Here is an 18,822-nt window from a genome sequence, read left to right on the forward strand (position 1 = left end):
CACTGGACGGCTCCCCACAGGACACCGAAGCGGCTCACCGCTGCCGGTGTCCTGTGGCGTTTAAGGTGCCTCCTGCCCACCGTATCCGGGCAATGGATGGGCAGCTACGGAACTCTCCACCGAACCTGGCCATACAGTGGGCAGGCGGGCAAACTCCGGAAATCCTGGACCTGGTGGTGGCCCGTTGGTGCAGGGCTGGTGCCACGGGGCCGGGCACATCCCGCACTATCGCGGGGTTAGGCGATAGGTTGAAGGTATGAACCACCGCCAAAGCTATAACGATGATCTGCGCCTTGCCCACGTCATGGCCGATTCTGTAGACGACCAGACCATGTCGCGATTCAAGGCCCAGGACCTGGTGGTGGAGACCAAGCCAGACCTGACCCCGGTAACCGATGCCGATAAGGCTGCCGAAGAGTCGATTCGTGGCCAGCTCTCCCGCGCCCGCCCCCGCGACGCGGTGCTCGGCGAAGAGTTCGGAAGCAGTGGTGCCGGCTCGCGTCGCTGGATCATCGATCCCATCGACGGCACCAAAAGTTTTGTGCGGGGCGTCCCGGTCTGGGCCACCCTGATTGCGCTGATTGACGAGGGGCAACCGGTGGTCGGGTTGGTCAGCGCTCCGGCTCTGGGCAAACGCTGGTGGGCCGCCACCGGGACCGGCGCCTACATGGGCAAGTCCCTCGCGGCGGCAAGCCGGCTCAAGGTATCCAACGTGTCCCGGCTCGAGGATGCCTCGATGTCTTATTCCAGCCTCTCGGGCTGGAAGGAACGCGGGAACCTGCCGGAATTCCTGACCCTGACCGACTCGGTGTGGCGCAGCAGGGCCTACGGCGACTTCTGGTCCTACTGTCTGGTTGCGGAGGGCGCAGTCGACATCGCCTGCGAACCCGAGTTGAACCTGTATGACATGGCGGCCCTGGTGCCGATCATCACCGAGGCCGGCGGGCGCTTCACCTCGCTGGAAGGCACCGACGGACCGTTTGGCGGGAATGCTTTGGCCACCAACAGCACCCTCCACAATGACGTGCTGCAGATCCTCAACCCTGATGTTGATGACTTGCTTTAAGAAGCCGTAATAAAAAGCCTGGGGCGCCTGCCGTGCCCTAGGCTTTTTCTATTGGTCACGAGTGTCAGCGCTAAACCCCGGTTTGCTGGCCGGCAACCCTCCTCTTCGCGGCGGGGTGCCCCGGGTGACGACCAGGCCGTCCCTGACTGGGCTGGCAAGCGCGGACACCCTGCTGCGGGGTCCACCACCGTTGGAGATCCAGCATGACTATTGCAACCATCGAGCCGTTCCACCATTCCACCTCAACCGTGAATCAGTTGGCGAAGGTGGTGGGAGATGACCTGTTGGTGCCGCTGCTTGGGGGTAGCGAGGTACGCTACGTCAATCTCGACTACGCCGCGTCCGCTCCGGCGCTGGTCGAGGTCCTCGACTTCGTCAATACGGTTATCCCCTTCTACGCCAGCGTCCACCGCGGCGCCGGCTACACCTCCCAGGTTTCCACCTCGCTGTACGAAAATGCCAGGACAACAGTCCGGCGTTTTGTGGGTGGACGCAGCGACGACTTAGTGATCTTTACCCGCAACACCACCGACTCGCTGAACCTGCTGGCCGGCTGCGTGCCCTCCACGGGGGAGGTGTTGTACCTGGATGTCGAACATCATGCCAACCTGTTGCCCTGGCAGCAGCTCCCCCACCGCAGCCTCACGGCCGGCGTGACGCTCGCCGACACCCTTGAGCGGGTCCGCGCCGAGCTATCCACGGGTGGGGTCAGTCTGCTGGCGGTCACCGGGGCATCCAATGTCACCGGCGAGCTTCTACCGATCAGCGAGTTGGCTGAATTGGCGCACGCCCACGGGGCGCGAATCGTGGTGGATGCCGCCCAGCTCGCACCCCATCGTCGGATCGACATCAGCCGCGATGGTATCGACTATGTGGCATTCTCGGGTCACAAGCTATACGCGCCGTTCGGTGCTGGCGTGCTCGTGGGCCGCCCGGACTGGCTGGACGCCGGCACCCCGTACCTGCCCGGCGGTGGAGCCGTGCGGAGGGTCAAAGCCGATTCAGTCTCCTGGGCCACCGGACCGGCCCGCCATGAGGGTGGCTCGCCCAACGTGGTGGGCGCCGCTGCCCTCGCGCATGCTGCCGAGGTGCTCGCGTCGCTGGACGAGGATGCCTGGCTGACCCATGAACATGCCCTCCGGTCTGCGTTGACTTCCGGACTCGAAACGCTACCGGGGGTTACAGTGCACCAGCTTTTCCCGGACAGTGCCGACCCCATCGGGGTGGTGAACTTTTCGGTGTCCGGTTACGACGCCGGACTTGTCGCCGCGTATTTGTCTGCCGAACACGGGGTGGGCCTCCGCGATGGCAAGTTCTGCGCTCATCCCCTACTCAAACGGCTCGGGCTGCCGTCGGGTTCGTTGCGGGCCAGCGTGGGTCTGGGATCCCAGCCCGCGGACGTCGAGCGGCTGTTGAGCGGCCTCCGGTCCCTCCTGGCCGATGGTCTCACCGCAGATTATGTAGTGGACGAGGAACGCTGGGTACCGGCCGCCGAGACACGAACCTTTCCGGTGTGGGCTCCCCACACGCCGGGGACGGCGGGCGCTGCGCCGTGCTCGAGGGACTAGCCTCAGCAACTGGTGCCAGGAGGCGATTGACCGGTGCGGGATAGGCTTGGATCCCACCCATCGACAACAGGAGCGCACAGATGCCCCGCGGCGGCCCACGTCTGCACGACACCCGGCGAGTCCACCTCGCTGGCGGCTACCTGGACGGCGGTGCGCAGTACGACCGGGTCCGGCCCGGGTATCCCACCGACATTGTTGACTGGCTGATTCCCACCGGCGCGTCCGCCGCAGCCGACGTCGGCGCGGGCACCGGAATCTTCACCGCAGAACTCGTGAGGTGTGGGCTGAAGGTGACCGCCGTCGACCCCTCGGCGGACATGCTGGGGGTCCTTAGCACCAAGCTCCCCGCTGTGGTCGCTGTCGTCGGGACCGCCGAGGCCACCGGCCTGCCAGCTTCCTCGGTCAATCTGGTAACCATGGCGCAAGCCTGGCACTGGGTTGATCCGGTGGCAGCCACCACGGAGGCTGCACGGATCCTCACACCGGGCGGCCGCTTGGGACTGATCTGGAATCAGTTGGATGTTTCTCTGCCGTGGGTGCACCGGCTTAGCCGGATCATGCATGCCGGAGATGTCTACAAACCGGATCATCGGCCGGCGATTGGACGAGAGTTCGGGGCGCTTGAACAGCGATCGGCGCGGTGGGCGCAGCCGCTGGGCACCTCAGATATCGTCGACCTCGCCAAATCCAGAAGTTACTACCGTCGGGCGGGTCCAGAGATTCGGGCCAGGGTCGAGGCCAACCTCGACTGGTACCTCCACGAACATCTGGGATTCGCCGCCGATGCTCAGGTGGAGTTGCCGTACTTCACCCATTCCTGGCGGGCAGACCGCCTGTAAGAAGACCGGAACACTGTTGCTAAGGCATGCCAATGAGTTAGATTTAGGTATGCCGAAACTTTTTGTTCCGCTGGTGCTTCTTCTCGTACTGGCACTCACCGGCTGCGGTGCCAGCCCGGCCGTGCAGGCGAGGCCAGCCGACGACGACGACCGCCCGCTGGTGCTGACCACCTTCACTGTGCTCGCGGATCTGGCAGATCAGGTGGGCGGCGGGCACGTCAGGGTTGAATCCATCACCAAAATCGGCGCTGAAATCCACGGCTACGACCCGACGCCGTCGGACCTGGTCAACGCTCAGGACGCCGATCTGATTCTCGACAACGGTCTGGGCCTTGAGCGCTGGTTTGAACGCTTCCTGCTTTCGGTGGATGCCCCGCGCGTGGTCCTCTCCGACGGCGTCGAGCCGGTCGACATTCGCTCTGGCGCCTACAACGGACTGCCTAACCCCCATGCCTGGATGTCCCCCGCCGCTGCGCAGATCTACGTTGACAACATCGTGGTGGCCCTGACGGACCTGAGCCCACCGCATGCCAACGATTTTGAAGCCAACGGATCCCGTATCAAGGCCGAGCTGCAGTCCATGCTTGACGAGCTACGCGCTGCCTTCGCCGACACCTCAACCCCTGCCCTGGTCACCTGTGAGGGGGCCTTCTCCTATCTGGCGCGGGACGCGGGACTCGACGAGTCATTCATCTGGCCGGTCAACTCTGATGCTGAGGGCACACCGCGGCAGATCAGAGAGGTGATCGGTTTTGTCCAAACCAACGAGGTCCCGACCGTCTTCTGCGAATCGACTGTCAATCCGTCGGCGCAGGAGCAGGTTGCGTTGGCCACGGGTGCGGAACTGGCCGGGCCGCTGTACGTCGATTCGCTGTCCGGTCCGCAAGGCCCGGTTCCCACCTTCCTCGACCTCCTCAGGTACGACATCAAAGTAATTACTGAAGGGCTGGCCCCATGACCTCGTCCGTTCCACCGCAGGCCGTCACGCTGGGAACCGAGGCGGTTGCTGCCATCTCTGTCTCCGGCCTCACCGTCAGCTACAACGAGGTGCGGGCACTGAGCGACGTCGACCTCAATCTGGCGAAAGCGCGCATCTGCGGGCTGATCGGCGTCAACGGGTCAGGCAAGTCGACCCTGTTCAAATGCCTGATGGGGCTGGTCCAGCCGCAGTCCGGCGCCGTTGCGATTTTCGGCAAGGACCAGCGCACCGCCCGGCGTAGCAACCTCGTGGCCTATGTCCCCCAATCCGAGGACGTCGACTGGACCTTCCCCCTCTCGGTGGGCGACGTCGTCCTGATGGGCCGCTACGGCCGAATGCCGCCGTCCCGCCGCGCCAGCCGTGCGGACCGCGACGCGGTCGACGCCGCACTGGAGCGGGTCGGCCTGACCCAGCAACGCAACCGGCAGATCGGCGAATTGTCCGGCGGGCAGAAGAAGCGCGCCTTTGTTGCCCGCAGCATCGCCCAGGACGCGCAGCTACTGCTCCTGGATGAACCGTTCGCGGGGGTGGACAGGACCAGCGAAGCCACGCTGGTCAGTCTGCTCCAGGAACTCAGGGACGAGGGACGGACCGCTCTCATCTCCACCCACGACCTCGCCGGGATCCCCGAGCTCTGCGACGAAGCGGTACTGCTGCACAACCGGGTCCTCGCGCATGGGCCGCCCTCCGAGGTGCTGACCCATGAGTTGTTGGCTCTCGCGTTCGGGCCGCTGCCCACGGCAGGTGGCGCCTCTCGTCCCCGACCCGCACCCGAAGAAAGTTAGACCACGCCATGGAAGTCCTCAATTTCCTCACCGAGCCGCTGCAATACGGCTTCCTGACCCGCGCCCTGATCGTCACTGTCTGCGCGGCGGTCGTCGCGTCGGTGCTGTCCTGCTGGCTCATCCTGATGGGCTGGTCGCTGATGGGCGACGCCGTTTCCCACGCGGTGCTGCCAGGCGTCGCCCTGGCCTACATCATCGGCATCCCCTTCTCCATCGGCGCCTTCGTGTTCGGGGCGGGGGCGGTTGCGCTGATCGGTCTCGTGAAGTCGACCACCAAGCTCAAGTCGGACACCGTCATTGGGGTGGTTTTCACCGGACTTTTCGCCCTGGGGCTCGCAATTGTGTCCCGTACTCCCTCCCAGGTTGACCTGATGCATATTCTGTTTGGGAACGTGCTGGGTGTAACCAACGGGGAATTGTGGCAGGTGGTCATCCTTGGCGTGCTGACCCTCGCCATCGTCCTGTACAAACGCCGCGACCTCACACTCTTTGCCTTTGACCGCACGCATGCGCACGTGATCGGGCTGAATACCCGGGCGCTCTCCACCCTGCTGCTGGGTCTCCTGGCGCTGAGCGTCGTCGTCGGCCTGCAGGCGGTGGGAATCATCCTGGTGGTGGCCATGCTCATCACCCCCGGAGCCACAGCCTTCCTGCTGACCCGCAGCTTCGACCGGATGCTGATTATCGCCTCGAGCCTCACCGCGGCCGCGTCGGTCGCCGGCATCTACGCCAGCTATTACCTGGACATCTCGACCGGTGCTGCCGTGGTGCTGTCCCAGTCGCTGGTCTTCGTCCTGGTGTATCTCTTTGCCCGGCGAACCGGGGTCCTCTGGCAGGCGGCAAGCCGACGTCGGTTGCGCCGCTACTCCTCACAGAAAAACCACACCCGGACTCGGAGAATCAACACCACTGGCGTCCCTACGGGAAGTGAGACCTGAGATGGCACAACGGACAGCTTCGGCGCTTAGCGCCGGGTCAACGAGCGTTCAGGACTATGTGAAGGTCATCTATACCTTCACTGAATGGCAGGATCGGCCAATAACCGCCTCGCAGCTTGCGGCCCGACTGTCGGTAGCCAATTCCTCGGCATCGGAAATGGTCCGCAAGCTGATGGATCTGGGCCTGGTGAGCCATGAGCCCTACAGCTCAGTCGAGCTGACCGCAGATGGACTGCATCTGGCGTTGACGATGGTACGCCGTCACCGTCTTCTGGAGACCTTCCTGGTGAACGAACTGGGCTATCGGTGGGACGAGGTTCATGACGAGGCGGAACTGTTGGAGCACACTGTCTCCGACACGTTCATCGAACGCCTCGACCGGAAGCTTGGGCATCCCGGGAGAGACCCGCACGGGGATCCGATCCCCACCGCCGACGGGAAGATCACCCTGCCGAACGCCCATGCGCTGGAGGAGCTCGACGACGGGCACCGCGGCCGTATCACCCGGATCAGCGACGCAAATCCGGAGCTGCTCCGGTTCCTCGCCGCTGAATCCATTGCCCTTGACTCCCCCGTGCAGGTCCTCCAGCGGAAACCGTTCGGAGGCCCCTTGGTGGTCAGCGTCGGCGATACGGGCACCGCAAGGACTTTCGATTTCGGCGAAGAGCTGACGACTTCGCTGTGGATTGAGACTGATCAGGTTCATTCCGGATGCCGCCTGCCCGAAGCGGCGGTCCGCTAGCCCCCGACCAGGAGCGCACCGATGGCGACGCCAGCCGCAGCGGCAAGGAGCGCCAACGTGGCTGTCCCCAGCCCGTTGACGACGGCACTCCTCAACTGGCCGCTCTGGATCAGCCTGGCCGTTTCGACACTCGCTGTGCTGAACGTGGTGAAACCACCGAGAAATCCGACGCCCACGATGAGCTCTGCTGCCAGGGGGACCTGCTCGCCGAGGGCCAGCCCGCCCAGCAGCCCCAGCAACCCCGAGCCCAGGATATTGATGGCGATGGTGCTCCAGGGGATCGCCGTCGCGAACCGGGCCCGGATGGTGCCGTCGAGCATGAACCGCGCGACGGCACCGGTGCCGCCTGCAACACCAACCAGCAGGATCAAAAGTACACTCACGGGAGGTCCATCTCCGACCTGGTGTCAGGCCGGCCCTGTCTACCTCTGGCAACCGCTGCACCCACGCCAATCCCGGCGAAACTCAGCAGGACTCCCCCCAGGAGACTGACTGCGACGTACGCGGCGGCGAACCCGCTGGCGCCGTCTGCGGCCAAGACGATGGCTTCCAGGGCAAACGCACTGTAGGTGGTGAATCCCCCAAGGAACCCTGTTCCCAACAGAAGCCGCACCATCAGGTACCCGCCACGGTCCGGACCGGTACGTAGCAGGCCCTCCAGTAACAGGCCCAGCAGGAATGACCCGCCCAGATTGATTGCCAGGGTGGGTAGCGGCAGGTCCTGCGGGGATGGAACCACCCCATTCAGCCAGACTCGGCACAGTGTGCCGGCCACACCTCCGGCGAACACCAGGGCAATGAATGTCAGGCGCCGGTGGGGCGGCCGGTCCATGACGACCGCGGACGGCTCACCCTGATCTGGTTTGGACACAGCGCACCTGCCTCTATCGAGTGTCAAAGGCAGGAACCATCAGCCATGGTGGCGGTTCGGGCAGCACCCCGGCGGGATCCATCGCCGTAGCCTCGACTATATCGGATTGCCAGTTGGACCCGGTGAGCGGTTCAGCATTAGCCGTCAGCAATTCGAGGATGCAATGATCACTATCAGCACAAGTTGTTCCACCCCACCTGCCCGCACCCATCTAGCCGAAGGTTCCACATGACAACGCTGGGGATCGAAGAAGAGTACCTCCTGCTGGACCCGGCCTCGGGGTTGCCGGTGTACCGGGCCAACGAGGTGCAAGCCCTTTTGGAACAGTCGCCCACGATAGAGGCAGAGGACGTTCAGCGTGAACTCCTCAGTTGCCAGATCGAGACGGCCACCCCTGTCTGTCATACCCTGACCGAGGCCGAAGAGTCGTTACTGCACTTCCGCCGCCGGATCTCGGCCGCCGCCCGGAAGGCTGGCGTGCGGGCCACCGGCTCGGCCACCGCTCCACGCATTGAATCGGCGTACCCCACCCTGACCGATAACCAGCGCTACCACCAGCTGCGTGAAAGCGCCCGAGGCATTGTGGCGGATCAGTTTGTCAACGGTCTTCATGTGCACGTGGGAATCCCTGACAAGGAGAGCGGTGTGCAGGCGCTCAACCGGATCCGGCCATGGCTGCCGGTCATCACAGCCCTCAGCACCAATTCGCCGTATTGGCTGGACCGGGACAGCGGCTTCGCCAGTTGGCGGGTGATCCATTACCGTAGGTGGCCGATTCAGGGATGCCCACCAGTCTTCGCCGACGCGGCCGACTATGAACGTCGCATCGAACGACTGGTGGCGACCGGGGTGATCATCGACCGCGGGGTGCTGACCTGGATGGCCCGCCTGTCGGATGCGTATCCCACCCTGGAGGTCCGGACCGGCGACGCCCAGCTGGAGGCCCAGGACTCGGTGCTGCTGGCTGCCCTGGTCAGGGGTCTCGTGTCGACGGCGGTCCGCGACGCCGAAGCCGGACTACCTTTCCTGGATCCCGACCCGGAGCTGCTCGACGCCGCCATGTGGCAGGCGGCCAGGCACGGGCTCGCCGCAGACCTGGTCGATCTGGGAACCGGAACCTTGATTCCTGCACGCGAACAGATGGGCCGGCTGCTGGCCTACACGGCGGATGCTATCGAGACGGAGGGCGATACCGAGTGGGTTGCCGCGGGACTGGACACGGTCTGGGCACGCGGTACGGGGGCCGAGCGCCAACGCAAGGCGATGGAAACCGGCGGCATGGCGTCCCTGTTGGAACTCTACAGCTCGGCATTGACCGCCGAACGCTAACCCGGTTTCTGGTTTGCCCTGCCCTCGGCCAACCGTTGCAGTGTCCTGTTGATCCGCGCCTCACGGGTGGCCTGACGTTTCGCTGACGCGATCCACAGCGCATACTCGCGCTGACGTGAATAGGAGAGGGCTCGAAATGCATCCTCTGCGCCGCCAGCCGTGAGGGCTGCCGACACATCATCGGCAAGTTCAACGACCCGTTCGCTGGTGTCGAGTGTCAGCGACACCCTCACCGTATCGCCCGTGGTTTTGCCGATTTCCGTTTGCACATCCGATCGGACCAGGAGCAGATGGCCGTCACTGTAGGTGACCAGCGAACCGCGGTAACCGATGCCGTCGAACGCGGCCCTGACCGGGATCCTCCCGCTCGCACCGAACGTTTCGGGCACGCTGTGGGGGAACTGAACAAACGATGCCGACCCAGCCACGGTTGAGCGCTGGATGACGGCATCGAACTCGATGGGGCCAGGATCTCGAAAGTGGGCCATTCCAGAAGCTTAGCGAACTCGTCTAGGGCCGAGCGGTCTGGAGTACCCGAGCCTCCCACGGCCGCAACCGTCCAGTGTCACCGGCGCCTCCGTCCGGGTAGTTGCTCAGTAGCCGTTTTCCCTGGCCAGCGCCCTGCGGCAGGATCAGGTTCTCCCCCGATACGTTCGCGACCACGGTGAGAGTTTCACCCTCGTGGGTCCGGGTGAACGCGTACAGGGTGGGGTGGTTGCCTTCGAGGAGGTTAAACCGCCCGAGCCTCACCACAACGCTGTCATGGCGCAGCCGGATCAGCCGCTGATAATACCGAAAAATGGAGCGATCCGAAGCCCGGTCCGCTTCGGCGTTGATGGTGGGGTAGTTCGGGTTGACGCTGAGCCAGGGCTCGCCCGTGGTGAAGCCTGCATGCGTGGCGTCCGACCACTGCACGGGTGTCCTGGCGTTGTCGCGGCTCATGACACGGATCGAGGACAGCACTTGTTCCGGGTCCAAGCCGAGCACAGCCGTCGCCTCGTTGAAGTAGTTGATGGATTCCAGGTCGCGGAAATCATCGATTGAGGAGAACGGCACATTGGTCATGCCAAGTTCCTCACCCTGATAGATGTAAGGGGTTCCCCTGTGCAGGTGGAGCAGTGTCGCCCACAGGGTCGCGGACTCGTACCTGAACCTGGTGTCATCCCCGAACCGTGACACCAGCCGCGGCTGGTCATGATTGTTCAGGTACAGGCTGTTCCACCCGGCCTCCGCCAATCCCGTCTGCCAGCGGTTCCAGGAGGCCTTCAGGTCACCGAGGTTCAGCCCCCGGTAATCCCATTTGCCGCCCGGCCCGTAATCCAGACCCACATGCTCGAACTGGAAAATCATGTCCAGCTCGCGGCGGGCAGGATCAGTGAATAGCCGGGCCTCCTCAATTGTTGCGCCCGGCATCTCTCCCACGGTGATCAGCTCAGCGGTCCTTCCGGCGAAAACCTCACGGTGCATTTCCTGGAGGTAGTCGTGGATCCGCGGACCGGAGATGAAGTGCGGAGCACCGTCGCCCCACAGGCCGCCAGCCGGCACTCTCCCGTCCGGCAGGGTCTGATCCTTCGAAATGTAGTTGATGACGTCCATCCGGAAGCCATCGACACCGAGGTCGAGCCACCAGTTCATCATTTCGTAGACGGCGGCCCGGACTTCGGGGTTTTCCCAGTTCAGGTCTGGTTGCTGGGGTGCGAACAGGTGCAGGTAATACTGCCCGGTTTCTGGATGGAGGGTCCAGGCGGGCCCGCTGAACGCCGATCCCCAGTTCGACGGTTCGGCCCCTTGCTCCCCAGCGGCGAAGCCGTCGCGGGGGTCCCGCCACCAGTACCAGTCCCGTTTGGGGTTATCGAGTGAGGAGGACGACTCCCTGAACCACTCGTGTTCGTGAGAGGTGTGATTGACCACCAGGTCCATCACGAGCTTCATACCGCGGCGGTGCACTCCATCAAGGAGCTCCCCGAATTGTTCAAGATCCCCGAATACCGGATCGATGAGCCGGTAGTCGCTGATGTCGTAACCGTTGTCGTGGTGCGGGGACTGGTACACCGGAGAGAGCCAGAGAACATCCACGCCCAGCTCAGCCAGATAGTCGAGTTTACCGATGATGCCGGGCAGGTCGCCGACGCCGTCGCCGTCGGAGTCGGCAAAGCTGCGCGGATAGATCTGGTACACCACCGCGCCGGTCCACCAGGCCGGCTCACTCGGTGTCGGCTCTGTCTTCGCTTCGCTCATAGGGTTAGCGCCCTTCGTTCCGGCGGACCATTCCAACAATGAGGCAGATCAATCCGACTGCCAATGGGATCAGGGTGTACAGGGTGTGGGTTCCGCCGACAAAGCTCATGTAGAAAATGAAAATGAAGGATCCGATCACCAGAATCAGCCCGGTGTTGACCAGGAAGCGACCTCGATTGGGCGGCGGCAGGGGAGGAAGCCAGGGTGGTGGATCGTCCGTCCAGTTCATACCGTCAGTCTACGTCCGGCTGGCGGTGACCCAGCGCGGCTGCCGGTGTTAACGACAAAACGTCCCTCCCCCAAAGGGTAGGGACGTTTAGCCGTCGGGCTGTTTCGTGGAGATGGCGGGAATTGAACCCGCGTCCGATGCAGTGTAGTCAGGGCTTCTCCGGGCGCAGTTTGCGTCGGTTTTTCTCAGCTTCAGCAGTTCTGCAAACAGACTGCTGCCAAGCTCAGTTACATAAGAGTCCCCCGGAAACCTGTAACAAGTTTCAGGAGCAGTGGCCCTCTAAATGACGCCAGGATCCGGGACGAGAGCATTCCCGGGCTGACGGACTTGGTCTTACTGCTTAGGCAGCGAGAGCGAAGTCAGTGCGTTTTTGTTCGGCACTTATATTTTAACAAGGAGCGTTAACGAGATAGCCTTGTAAATCCTCGGCCCGCTTCCCCTGTCGCGACTAACATCGTCGAAACCTGTCATCCCCGTGTGTAGTTATCAATGTACTTCTCCCCGAATTGCTTCGGATCTACCAGTATAACGCACCCTCCCCGGCGATGTATTCCCGGGTCGGCCCCACGTCCGGACTAAAGGGTAATCCCGAACATGACAATGGGCGACTGCCACAGGGTGACTACCACAAACGACACGGCCACGAAGGCGAGGCCCAGCGCGGCGAGGGCGGTTGTCGCTGCCTGCTTGCGCTTGAAACTCCACCAGAACACCAGGATGTTCATGAGTACCAGCAACGGCGCCACCCAGATGATCAGTTGGGCCAGATACAGGTAGATCAGGAAGAAGAACGGGATCAATGCGAAAATACCCACCGGAACGATTGCCAGCAAAAGCAGCAGATCGATCAGGGCGACCAGCGTGACCCACCAGGGTCGACGGTAGCGCAGTTCTGATACGTCGGGATCCTCCCTGGGTTCCTGCGCATCCCAGAAAACGTCGCTCATACCTTAGCTGCCCCGGTTCTTGTCGCGCATGTCCCGCAGAGCTTCACGGTTGTCTTGTTTTTCCCGCAGGGTCTGACGCTTGTCGTAATCCCGTTTACCGCGTGCGACAGCAATTTCGACCTTCGCGCGTCCATTCAGGAAGTACAACTGAAGCGGCACCAGGGTGAATCCGCTTTCCCTGATGCGCTGGGAGATCCGGGTCAGCTCGTCCCGGTGCAGCAATAGCTTGCGACGGCGGCGGGCTGCGTGATTGGTCCAACTGCCCTGCGTGTACTCGGGAATGTGGATGCCCTCGAGCCATAGTTCGTCATTGTAAAAAATGGCGAACCCGTCCACCAGGGACGCCCGCCCGGCCCGGAGCGACTTCACCTCGGTGCCCATCAGGGCGATGCCGGCCTCGTAGGTATCCAGCACCTCGTAATCGTGCCGGGCCTTCCGATTGGTGGCCACTACCTGTCGGCCACTTTCCTTGGGCACGGTACAACTCCTTCATGTCTGGGGGTCTTGCTCCTGGCTCACGCCTAGGGGCCGATTTGCTGTCCCCTCAGTCTACGGCGTCGGTGACTACAGCAGGCCCAGCGGGTCGACCAGGCTGCCGTTGAGCACCGTTTCAAAATGCAGGTGACAGCCGGAAGAGTTGCCGGTGGTTCCGGTGCGGCCGATCAGCTGACCGGCGCTGACCTTTTGCCCCGGTGAGACGTCGAAGCTGGAGAGGTGGTAGTAGTTGGTCGCCAGCGCGTTGCCCTGGACCACACCATGGTTCAGGACGATACGGTTTCCGGCGCCGGAGAGCGCGTTGGAATCAGCGAACCAGACTTCGCCTGCTGCGGGAGCGTAGAGCGGGGTACCGCAGCCCACACCGTAGTCGAGGCCCGTATGGGTGTACCCGCCCGACCCGTTGAAGTCGATGGTGCCGACCGGAGTTGCACGCCAGCCGAATCCTGAGGAGATGGGACCGCTGACAGGCGCCCGGAGACCGAACGCTGAAGGATTGCCGGATTGAATCGGCGCGATTGGCCTGACCGTGGCCGGGACGATTGGTTCAGGCGCGACTGGCTTGGGCGCCGGTCGTTGCGCGGCTGCGGCCGCTGCAGCCGCAGCGGCGTTGGCTGCTTCGGCAGCAGCTGCTGCCTCCGCTGCGCGGCGTTCATTCTCGATGCGGGCCCGCTCTTCAGCCTCAGCCTTGAGCCGCGCTTCCTCCCGCTTCCGCGCCTCTTCAATCAGACGTGCCTGGCGTGCGGCGATATCGGCGGTGACCTGCTCGTGGGCGGATTCCACCTCGGCGAGCTGAGCCTCAATGACCGGCTTCTGTTCTTTAAGCTCATCGGACAACGCCGAGGTGTCGGCGACCAGGGTGTCCACCTTGCTCTTCTCGGCCGCTGCATCATCACGGGCTATCTGCTCGGCCGCGAGAGCCTGTTCCGCCTGGGCTTTCAGGTCGAGGATTTCCGCCTCGACCGCCTCAAGACGTGCCTCCGAATTCACATTGGTCGCGTTCTGCTGCGACAACTGGTCCATGGCAGCGTTCTGGCTCCGTAGTGCCTGGTCCACCATGTCGATGGAATTGGTGAGACTTTCAGTGCCCTCAGAGCCGAAGAGCAGGGACAGGTTTGAGGGTACTCCCCCATTTTTGTAGGCCTGGGTGGCAATCTGCCCGATCATCTCCCGGGTCTCTCCCATCGCTTCCTGGTCGAGATCCATCTGTTCGCTGATCTTGTTTCTGGTCTCCTGGGCCAAATCGACCCGTTGAGTGAGTGCAGTGACCTGGCCGGTGGCGGTTTCGACCCGGCCCTGTGCGTCGGCGAGGGCCTGCTGGGCGCCGGGCAGCTGGCCCTGGAAGACACGGAGCTGCGCAATCGTTTCGGAAATATCGGCGTCGAGGTATTCGATTGATTGCTGGACGTCCTCGATTTCCTGCTCGAGGGCGTTCTGGCGGTTATCCAATTCATCGGCGAATACCGGCGCGCTGAACCCGAGGGCGAGCGCGACAATCACCGCAATCGACGTGCCAGCGACGGTCTTGGTCACGACTGATTGTTTGGCCGACTTGGTCGACCAAGGATTTACAGCAGGCATATGCTCTCTTTCGTTCCTGGTCATTACTCTAAACCCTCAAGTAACGTCGGAGGGTCAGGAGTGATGACACCCCGGCCAGCACTCCACCCAGCAAGATGAGCAGGGGTGCAAGGAGCAGTACCTCAGTCGAGGAGATGAAGGCCGTTTCCGGGTACATCTCGGCGAGTACGCCGTTGAGGGCGAAGTGGGCTACCGCCCACAGCGTGCCGGTTGCCAACAGGCCGCCGACCACCGCCGCGATGACTCCCTCCAGGACGAACGGGAGTTGGATGACCGCTTTGCTGGCGCCGACCAACCGCATGATTCCGGTTTCCCGCCGGCGGCTAAACGCAGAAAGCCTGATTGTGGTTGCCACCAGCAACACGGCGCAGAGCAACATCACCCCCGCTATGGTCAGGGCGATCGCCGACGCAACATTCATATAGGTGAAGAGGCGTTCCAGTAACTCCCGCTGGTCGCTCACGACGTCAACACCTGGGGTCGAAGAGAAGGCTTCGTTGATGACCTCGTACTTTTCCGGGTCAACCAGATTGACCCTGAATGATTCGGGGAGCTGGTCGGCTGTCACCGAATCGACAATTGGAGAATTCGCGAACTGGTCCTGGAAATGGCCCAGGGCTTCTTCCTGTGACTCGTATTCGACCGTCGAAACATATTCACTGAAGGAATCGGATTCGAGGATGGCCTGGATGTCATCCCGTTGCTCGTCGGACACGGGGCCCGCCGCGCAGCTCGGTGAGGTGGAGTTATCCACGCAGAGGAATACGGCCACCTGAACGCGGTCGTACCAATACCCCTTCATCTGGTTGATCTGTAGCTGAAGGAGTCCCGCAGCCCCAACGAAGGTGAGGGAAATGAAGGTGACCAGAACGATGGAGATCACCATGGCAAGGTTCCGGCGGAGACCAGACCCTAACTCACCGAGGACAAACGCGAACCTCATTGCGCCGACACCTCGGTCTCGCCAATGTAGATGCCCTGCGCGTCGTCCCGCACCACTGAACCGTTGCGAAGCTCGACCACTCTTTTGCGCATGGTGTTCACGATGTCGTCATCGTGGGTTGCCATCACCACTGTGGTGCCGTTCGAGTTGATGCGGTCCAGTACTTTCATAATTCCCATCGACGTGGTGGGGTCCAGGTTGCCGGTGGGCTCGTCGGCCAGCAGGATTCCGGGCCGGTTCACGATGGCGCGGGCAATGGCCACGCGCTGCTGCTCGCCACCTGAGAGTTCATGGGGCATCCTGTTGTTTTTACCCTCCAGGCCCACTGTCTGCAGTACGTCGGGCACTGTCTCCCGGATCACTGCACGGCTCTTGCCAATTACCTGCATGGCAAAGGCGACATTTGCGAAGACGGTCTTGTTGGGTAGCAGCCGGAAGTCCTGGAACACCACACCGATACCGCGGCGCAGCTTGGGCACGCGCCAGCTTGGGATGTTGGCAACGTTTTGCCCTGCGACGTAGACGGCGCCCCGGGACACCCGGTCCTCTTTGAGGACCAGCCGGATGAACGTTGATTTACCGGAGCCCGAGGCCCCGACCAGGAAGACAAATTCTCCACGATCGACTTCGAGGCTTACGGCGTCGAGGGCGGGTCGAGAGTTGTTGTCGTAGACCTTGGTGACAGTGTCGAATCTAATCATGACTACTTTGCGCCCATATGAAACTGCCAGTGCACGGGCATTTGCTGGGGGGAAGAAAGTACCGGCCACTAGACTATAGCCACGCCGCTGCGCCTTGCTGGCTCACCGTCGCGGTGTGTCGCAGAGCGTTTGGTGGGCCGGCAGGCCGCCCAAATCCGCCTATTCGGCCGGTGCAGCCCTGTTGTTGGCCCGCCACCTGATGCCAGCGTCGATAAAGTCGTCGATCTCGCCGTCGAACACTGCCGAGGTGTTACCGACCTCGTGGTCGGTGCGTAGATCCTTGACCATCTGGTACGGGTTGAGCACATAGGAGCGCATCTGGTCGCCCCAGGATGCCTTCACATCGCCGGCCATTGCCTTCTTCTCGGCGTTCTCCTGTTCCTGCATCTGAAGCAGGAGTCGGGATTGGAGGACCCTGAGCGCAGCCGCCCGGTTCTGGAGCTGGGATTTTTCGTTCTGCATGGACACGACAATCCCGGTGGGGATATGGGTCAGCCGCACCGCCGAGTCGGTGGTGTTCACCGATTGGCCGCCGGGCCCGGATGACCGGAAAACATCGACTTTGATCTCGTTGTCGGGAATCTCCACCGAGTCGGTTTGCTCGATCAGCGGAATCACCTCGACGGCCGCGAAAGAGGTCTGGCGGCGACCCTGGTTGTCAAAGGGGCTGATCCGGACCAGGCGGTGCGTGCCGGCTTCCACCGACAGGGTGCCGAAGGCGTACGGCGCCTTTACCTCGAACGTGGCGGACTTCAGTCCGGCCTCTTCGGCATAGGAAGTGTCAAGGACCTGGGTGGGGTACCCGTGGCGTTCGGCCCACCGCAGGTACATGCGGAGCAGCATTTCCGCGAAGTCGGCGGCGTCCACTCCGCCCGCGCCGGAACGGATGCTCACTACCGCCTCCCGCTCGTCGTACTCGCCTGCCAGCAGGGTCACTACTTCGAGCCGGTCCAGGGAGGCGCTCAGGGACGAAAGTTCCTTCACTGATTCTTCTCTGGACGCCTCATCATCCTCGTCCTGGGCCAGCTCCACCAGCACTTCGAGGTCTTCGATCCGCGAGTAGAGGGTCTCGAGGCGTTCAAGCGCCGACTGGCGGTGGGAAAGTTTCGACGTGATCTTCTGTGCGGCGGCAGGATCATCCCACAGGTTGGGTTCACCGGCCTGTTCGCTCAGCTCCGCGATGTCGGTGCGGATCGCTTCAACATCAGCAACCTGCTCGATGTTGGCGTATTTGGTGCGGAGCGCGCGGATTTCTGCGGGAAAATCGATGTTTGCCATGATTGAACCAGCCTACGTCATGGCGCTGACGGCGGCCGCTGGCTGATGGCGCCGCTGCTAGTCAAGCGGGCCCTGCTGGGTCCGCTCCACTGCATCGGTGATGAGGGCATCGGCACCTTCGCGCATCATGGCACGCTGATAGTCGGCGCCCGTGCCCCGGCGCTCGATCTGGTGCAGGAGCCGAAGCACGGTCGCTTCGTCGTCGTAGTCGCGCAGTACCGGAAGCACCCGCTCAATGAGGAGGTGCACGGCGTCGGCCGCCTCGCACAGCCCGCCCAGGACTGGGTTCACCAGAGGTCCACCCAACCCGTACCTGCTCGCCGTCCAACTCGCCGCCCGGAGATCGGCGGACGTGGCGCCGGGTGCTGGTTCACCGGCCCGCCAGGCTCTGGCACTTTCCTCCACGAGGGCCCTCGCTAGGGCGGCAATCAGAACGGCGTCGGCACTGAAAAGGCAGACATCGCAGACCCTGATCTCGACCGTTGGGTGCCGCTGGGCGAGCCTCGCATCCAGGTAGACCATTCCTTCGTCGAGGATGACCCCGTCATTCAGCCGGGCGCGGATCATCTTCTCGTACGAGGACACGGATCCAAACGCTTCATAGGTCCCCGAGGTGGGCCAGCGCAAATTCAGGGGGTACCGGTAGCTGGCGTAGCCGCTGTCCGCTCCGTTCCAATACGGAGAGTTGGTGCTGAGTGCCAGCAGGACGGGCAGCCACAGCCGGATCCGGTCCAGAACGGCAACCCCCTCGTCGGGGGATTCAATCGAGACGTGGATATGAAATCCGCAGGTCAGGTGTTCGGCGAGCGCAAGCCCATAGAGGTCCCTCATCCGGGCGTACCGGTTGTCTGGTGCCAGCCGGAGTGCCGTCGGGTGGATGCTGGTGGCCAGCGCCGCGACCCGCGCGCCGGCCTGTTGGGCCGCGCGGTCGGCCTGGCGTCGGCCCCCCTGAATTGCTGCCGCCAGGTCCCCCAGAGCGGAATAAGGCTTGCTGATGACCTCCAGTTGTTGCTGCTGCAGTTCCAGCGTCAGTTCGCTGACGTCGTCGGCGGCGGGTACGACGCCGGACAACACCTGCGGCGCGAGCGGCGCCGGCCGGCCGGTGTGTTCATCCAGGAGCAGCAGTTCCTCTTCCACACCGAAGGTTCTTACCGCAGGACCGGTGGGGTTGTTGTCTGCTGGCTGCACTGCCTGCCCCCTTCTGGGCGTCAGCTCTGCCGATCATCATCGGATTCGAAGATGAGAGCTTAGTCAGAAGGTTCCTCAAATCTGAAAATGGTGTCAAGGGTCAAT

Annotated in this window: 20 protein-coding genes, 1 other RNA gene and 2 riboswitches; of the genes, 8 read left to right on the forward strand and 13 right to left on the reverse strand. The window is 63.0% G+C overall.

The features are described 5' to 3' along the window. Nucleotides 1–256 precede the first annotated feature (256 nt). From hisN to ACX80Z_RS01100, 7 genes are all read left to right on the forward strand, one after another. Nucleotides 257–1,066 carry a histidinol-phosphatase gene (hisN, locus tag ACX80Z_RS01070; protein WP_019483098.1) on the forward strand — a complete coding sequence of 270 codons (810 nt, stop codon included), beginning with the start codon at nucleotides 257–259 and terminating at the stop codon, nucleotides 1,064–1,066. Between the two features lie 53 nt (nucleotides 1,067–1,119). Next, nucleotides 1,120–1,233: riboswitch (SAM riboswitch) on the forward strand. Nucleotides 1,234–1,269: 36 nt separating this feature from the next. Further along, the gene (locus tag ACX80Z_RS01075) at nucleotides 1,270–2,634 is read left to right on the forward strand and encodes an aminotransferase class V-fold PLP-dependent enzyme (RefSeq protein ID WP_459314640.1); all 1,365 of its coding nucleotides are present in this window, start codon (nucleotides 1,270–1,272) and stop codon (nucleotides 2,632–2,634) included. Between the two features lie 80 nt (nucleotides 2,635–2,714). Then, entirely contained in the window at nucleotides 2,715–3,473 is a 759-nt protein-coding gene (locus ACX80Z_RS01080; RefSeq protein WP_116778494.1) for a class I SAM-dependent methyltransferase, read from the forward strand. Between the two features lie 49 nt (nucleotides 3,474–3,522). Next, the gene (locus ACX80Z_RS01085) at nucleotides 3,523–4,431 is read left to right on the forward strand and encodes a metal ABC transporter substrate-binding protein (RefSeq protein WP_459314642.1); all 909 of its coding nucleotides are present in this window, start codon (nucleotides 3,523–3,525) and stop codon (nucleotides 4,429–4,431) included. Beyond that, nucleotides 4,428–5,237, forward strand: a complete 810-nt coding sequence (locus ACX80Z_RS01090) for a metal ABC transporter ATP-binding protein (protein ID WP_019483094.1) — start codon at nucleotides 4,428–4,430, stop codon at nucleotides 5,235–5,237. Before ACX80Z_RS01085 ends, ACX80Z_RS01090 begins: the two co-directional genes overlap by 4 nt. An 8-nt stretch (nucleotides 5,238–5,245) precedes the next feature. Beyond that, nucleotides 5,246–6,175 (forward strand): metal ABC transporter permease, encoded by a 930-nt coding sequence (locus ACX80Z_RS01095; protein WP_459314644.1) that lies wholly within the window; start codon nucleotides 5,246–5,248, stop codon nucleotides 6,173–6,175. Nucleotide 6,176: 1 nt separating this feature from the next. Continuing rightward, nucleotides 6,177–6,917, forward strand: a complete 741-nt coding sequence (locus ACX80Z_RS01100; RefSeq protein WP_459314645.1) for a metal-dependent transcriptional regulator — start codon at nucleotides 6,177–6,179, stop codon at nucleotides 6,915–6,917. Here the strand turns inward: ACX80Z_RS01100 and crcB are convergent. Both crcB and ACX80Z_RS01110 read right to left on the reverse strand, forming a co-directional pair. Beyond that, nucleotides 6,914–7,300: a fluoride efflux transporter CrcB gene (gene crcB / locus ACX80Z_RS01105; RefSeq protein WP_459314646.1), complete on the reverse strand. Its 387-nt coding sequence runs from the start codon at nucleotides 7,298–7,300 to the stop codon at nucleotides 6,914–6,916. The two genes, ACX80Z_RS01100 and crcB, sit on opposite strands and share 4 nt — an antisense overlap. Continuing rightward, nucleotides 7,297–7,788, reverse strand: a complete 492-nt coding sequence (locus ACX80Z_RS01110; RefSeq protein ID WP_459314647.1) for a fluoride efflux transporter FluC — start codon at nucleotides 7,786–7,788, stop codon at nucleotides 7,297–7,299. The genes crcB and ACX80Z_RS01110 overlap by 4 nt, the downstream gene beginning before the upstream one ends. 23 nt (nucleotides 7,789–7,811) lie before the next feature. Continuing rightward, nucleotides 7,812–7,883: riboswitch (Fluoride riboswitch) on the reverse strand. Between the two features lie 133 nt (nucleotides 7,884–8,016). Between ACX80Z_RS01110 and ACX80Z_RS01115 the strand changes: the two genes are divergently transcribed. Then, entirely contained in the window at nucleotides 8,017–9,117 is a 1,101-nt protein-coding gene (locus ACX80Z_RS01115) for a carboxylate-amine ligase (protein WP_459314648.1), read from the forward strand. Here the strand turns inward: ACX80Z_RS01115 and ACX80Z_RS01120 are convergent. From ACX80Z_RS01120 to ACX80Z_RS01170, 11 genes are all read right to left on the reverse strand, one after another. After that, the gene (locus tag ACX80Z_RS01120) at nucleotides 9,114–9,605 is read right to left on the reverse strand and encodes a YdeI/OmpD-associated family protein (protein ID WP_019483088.1); all 492 of its coding nucleotides are present in this window, start codon (nucleotides 9,603–9,605) and stop codon (nucleotides 9,114–9,116) included. The two genes, ACX80Z_RS01115 and ACX80Z_RS01120, sit on opposite strands and share 4 nt — an antisense overlap. Before the next feature lie 22 nt (nucleotides 9,606–9,627). Next, complete coding sequence (locus ACX80Z_RS01125) at nucleotides 9,628–11,355, reverse strand: alpha-glucosidase (protein ID WP_459314649.1); 1,728 nt, start codon at nucleotides 11,353–11,355, stop codon at nucleotides 9,628–9,630. A gap of 4 nt (nucleotides 11,356–11,359) precedes the next feature. After that, complete coding sequence (locus tag ACX80Z_RS01130) at nucleotides 11,360–11,584, reverse strand: hypothetical protein (RefSeq protein ID WP_019483086.1); 225 nt, start codon at nucleotides 11,582–11,584, stop codon at nucleotides 11,360–11,362. A 104-nt stretch (nucleotides 11,585–11,688) separates the two neighbouring features. Then, nucleotides 11,689–12,059: a transfer-messenger RNA gene (ssrA, locus tag ACX80Z_RS01135) on the reverse strand. 100 nt (nucleotides 12,060–12,159) lie between these two features. Next, on the reverse strand, nucleotides 12,160–12,531 hold the full coding sequence (locus tag ACX80Z_RS01140) for a hypothetical protein (protein WP_019483085.1): 372 nt from the start codon (nucleotides 12,529–12,531) through the stop codon (nucleotides 12,160–12,162). 3 nt (nucleotides 12,532–12,534) lie between these two features. Further along, on the reverse strand, nucleotides 12,535–13,008 hold the full coding sequence (gene smpB, locus ACX80Z_RS01145; RefSeq protein WP_024476764.1) for an SsrA-binding protein SmpB: 474 nt from the start codon (nucleotides 13,006–13,008) through the stop codon (nucleotides 12,535–12,537). A gap of 87 nt (nucleotides 13,009–13,095) precedes the next feature. Next, a complete protein-coding gene (locus ACX80Z_RS01150) occupies nucleotides 13,096–14,607 on the reverse strand; it encodes a peptidoglycan DD-metalloendopeptidase family protein (protein ID WP_459314650.1) in 1,512 nt (503 codons plus the stop codon). Nucleotides 14,608–14,635: 28 nt separating this feature from the next. Next, entirely contained in the window at nucleotides 14,636–15,550 is a 915-nt protein-coding gene (gene ftsX, locus ACX80Z_RS01155) for a permease-like cell division protein FtsX (protein WP_024476767.1), read from the reverse strand. After that, complete coding sequence (ftsE, locus tag ACX80Z_RS01160; RefSeq protein WP_019483081.1) at nucleotides 15,547–16,251, reverse strand: cell division ATP-binding protein FtsE; 705 nt, start codon at nucleotides 16,249–16,251, stop codon at nucleotides 15,547–15,549. Before ftsE ends, ftsX begins: the two co-directional genes overlap by 4 nt. Nucleotides 16,252–16,410: 159 nt before the next feature. After that, complete coding sequence (gene prfB / locus ACX80Z_RS01165; protein ID WP_019483080.1) at nucleotides 16,411–17,529, reverse strand: peptide chain release factor 2; 1,119 nt, start codon at nucleotides 17,527–17,529, stop codon at nucleotides 16,411–16,413. Between the two features lie 57 nt (nucleotides 17,530–17,586). Further along, entirely contained in the window at nucleotides 17,587–18,717 is a 1,131-nt protein-coding gene (locus ACX80Z_RS01170; RefSeq protein WP_459314652.1) for a carboxylate-amine ligase, read from the reverse strand. Between the last annotated feature and the right edge of the window lie 105 nt (nucleotides 18,718–18,822).

Source organism: Arthrobacter sp. TMT4-20 (assembly GCF_054510775.1).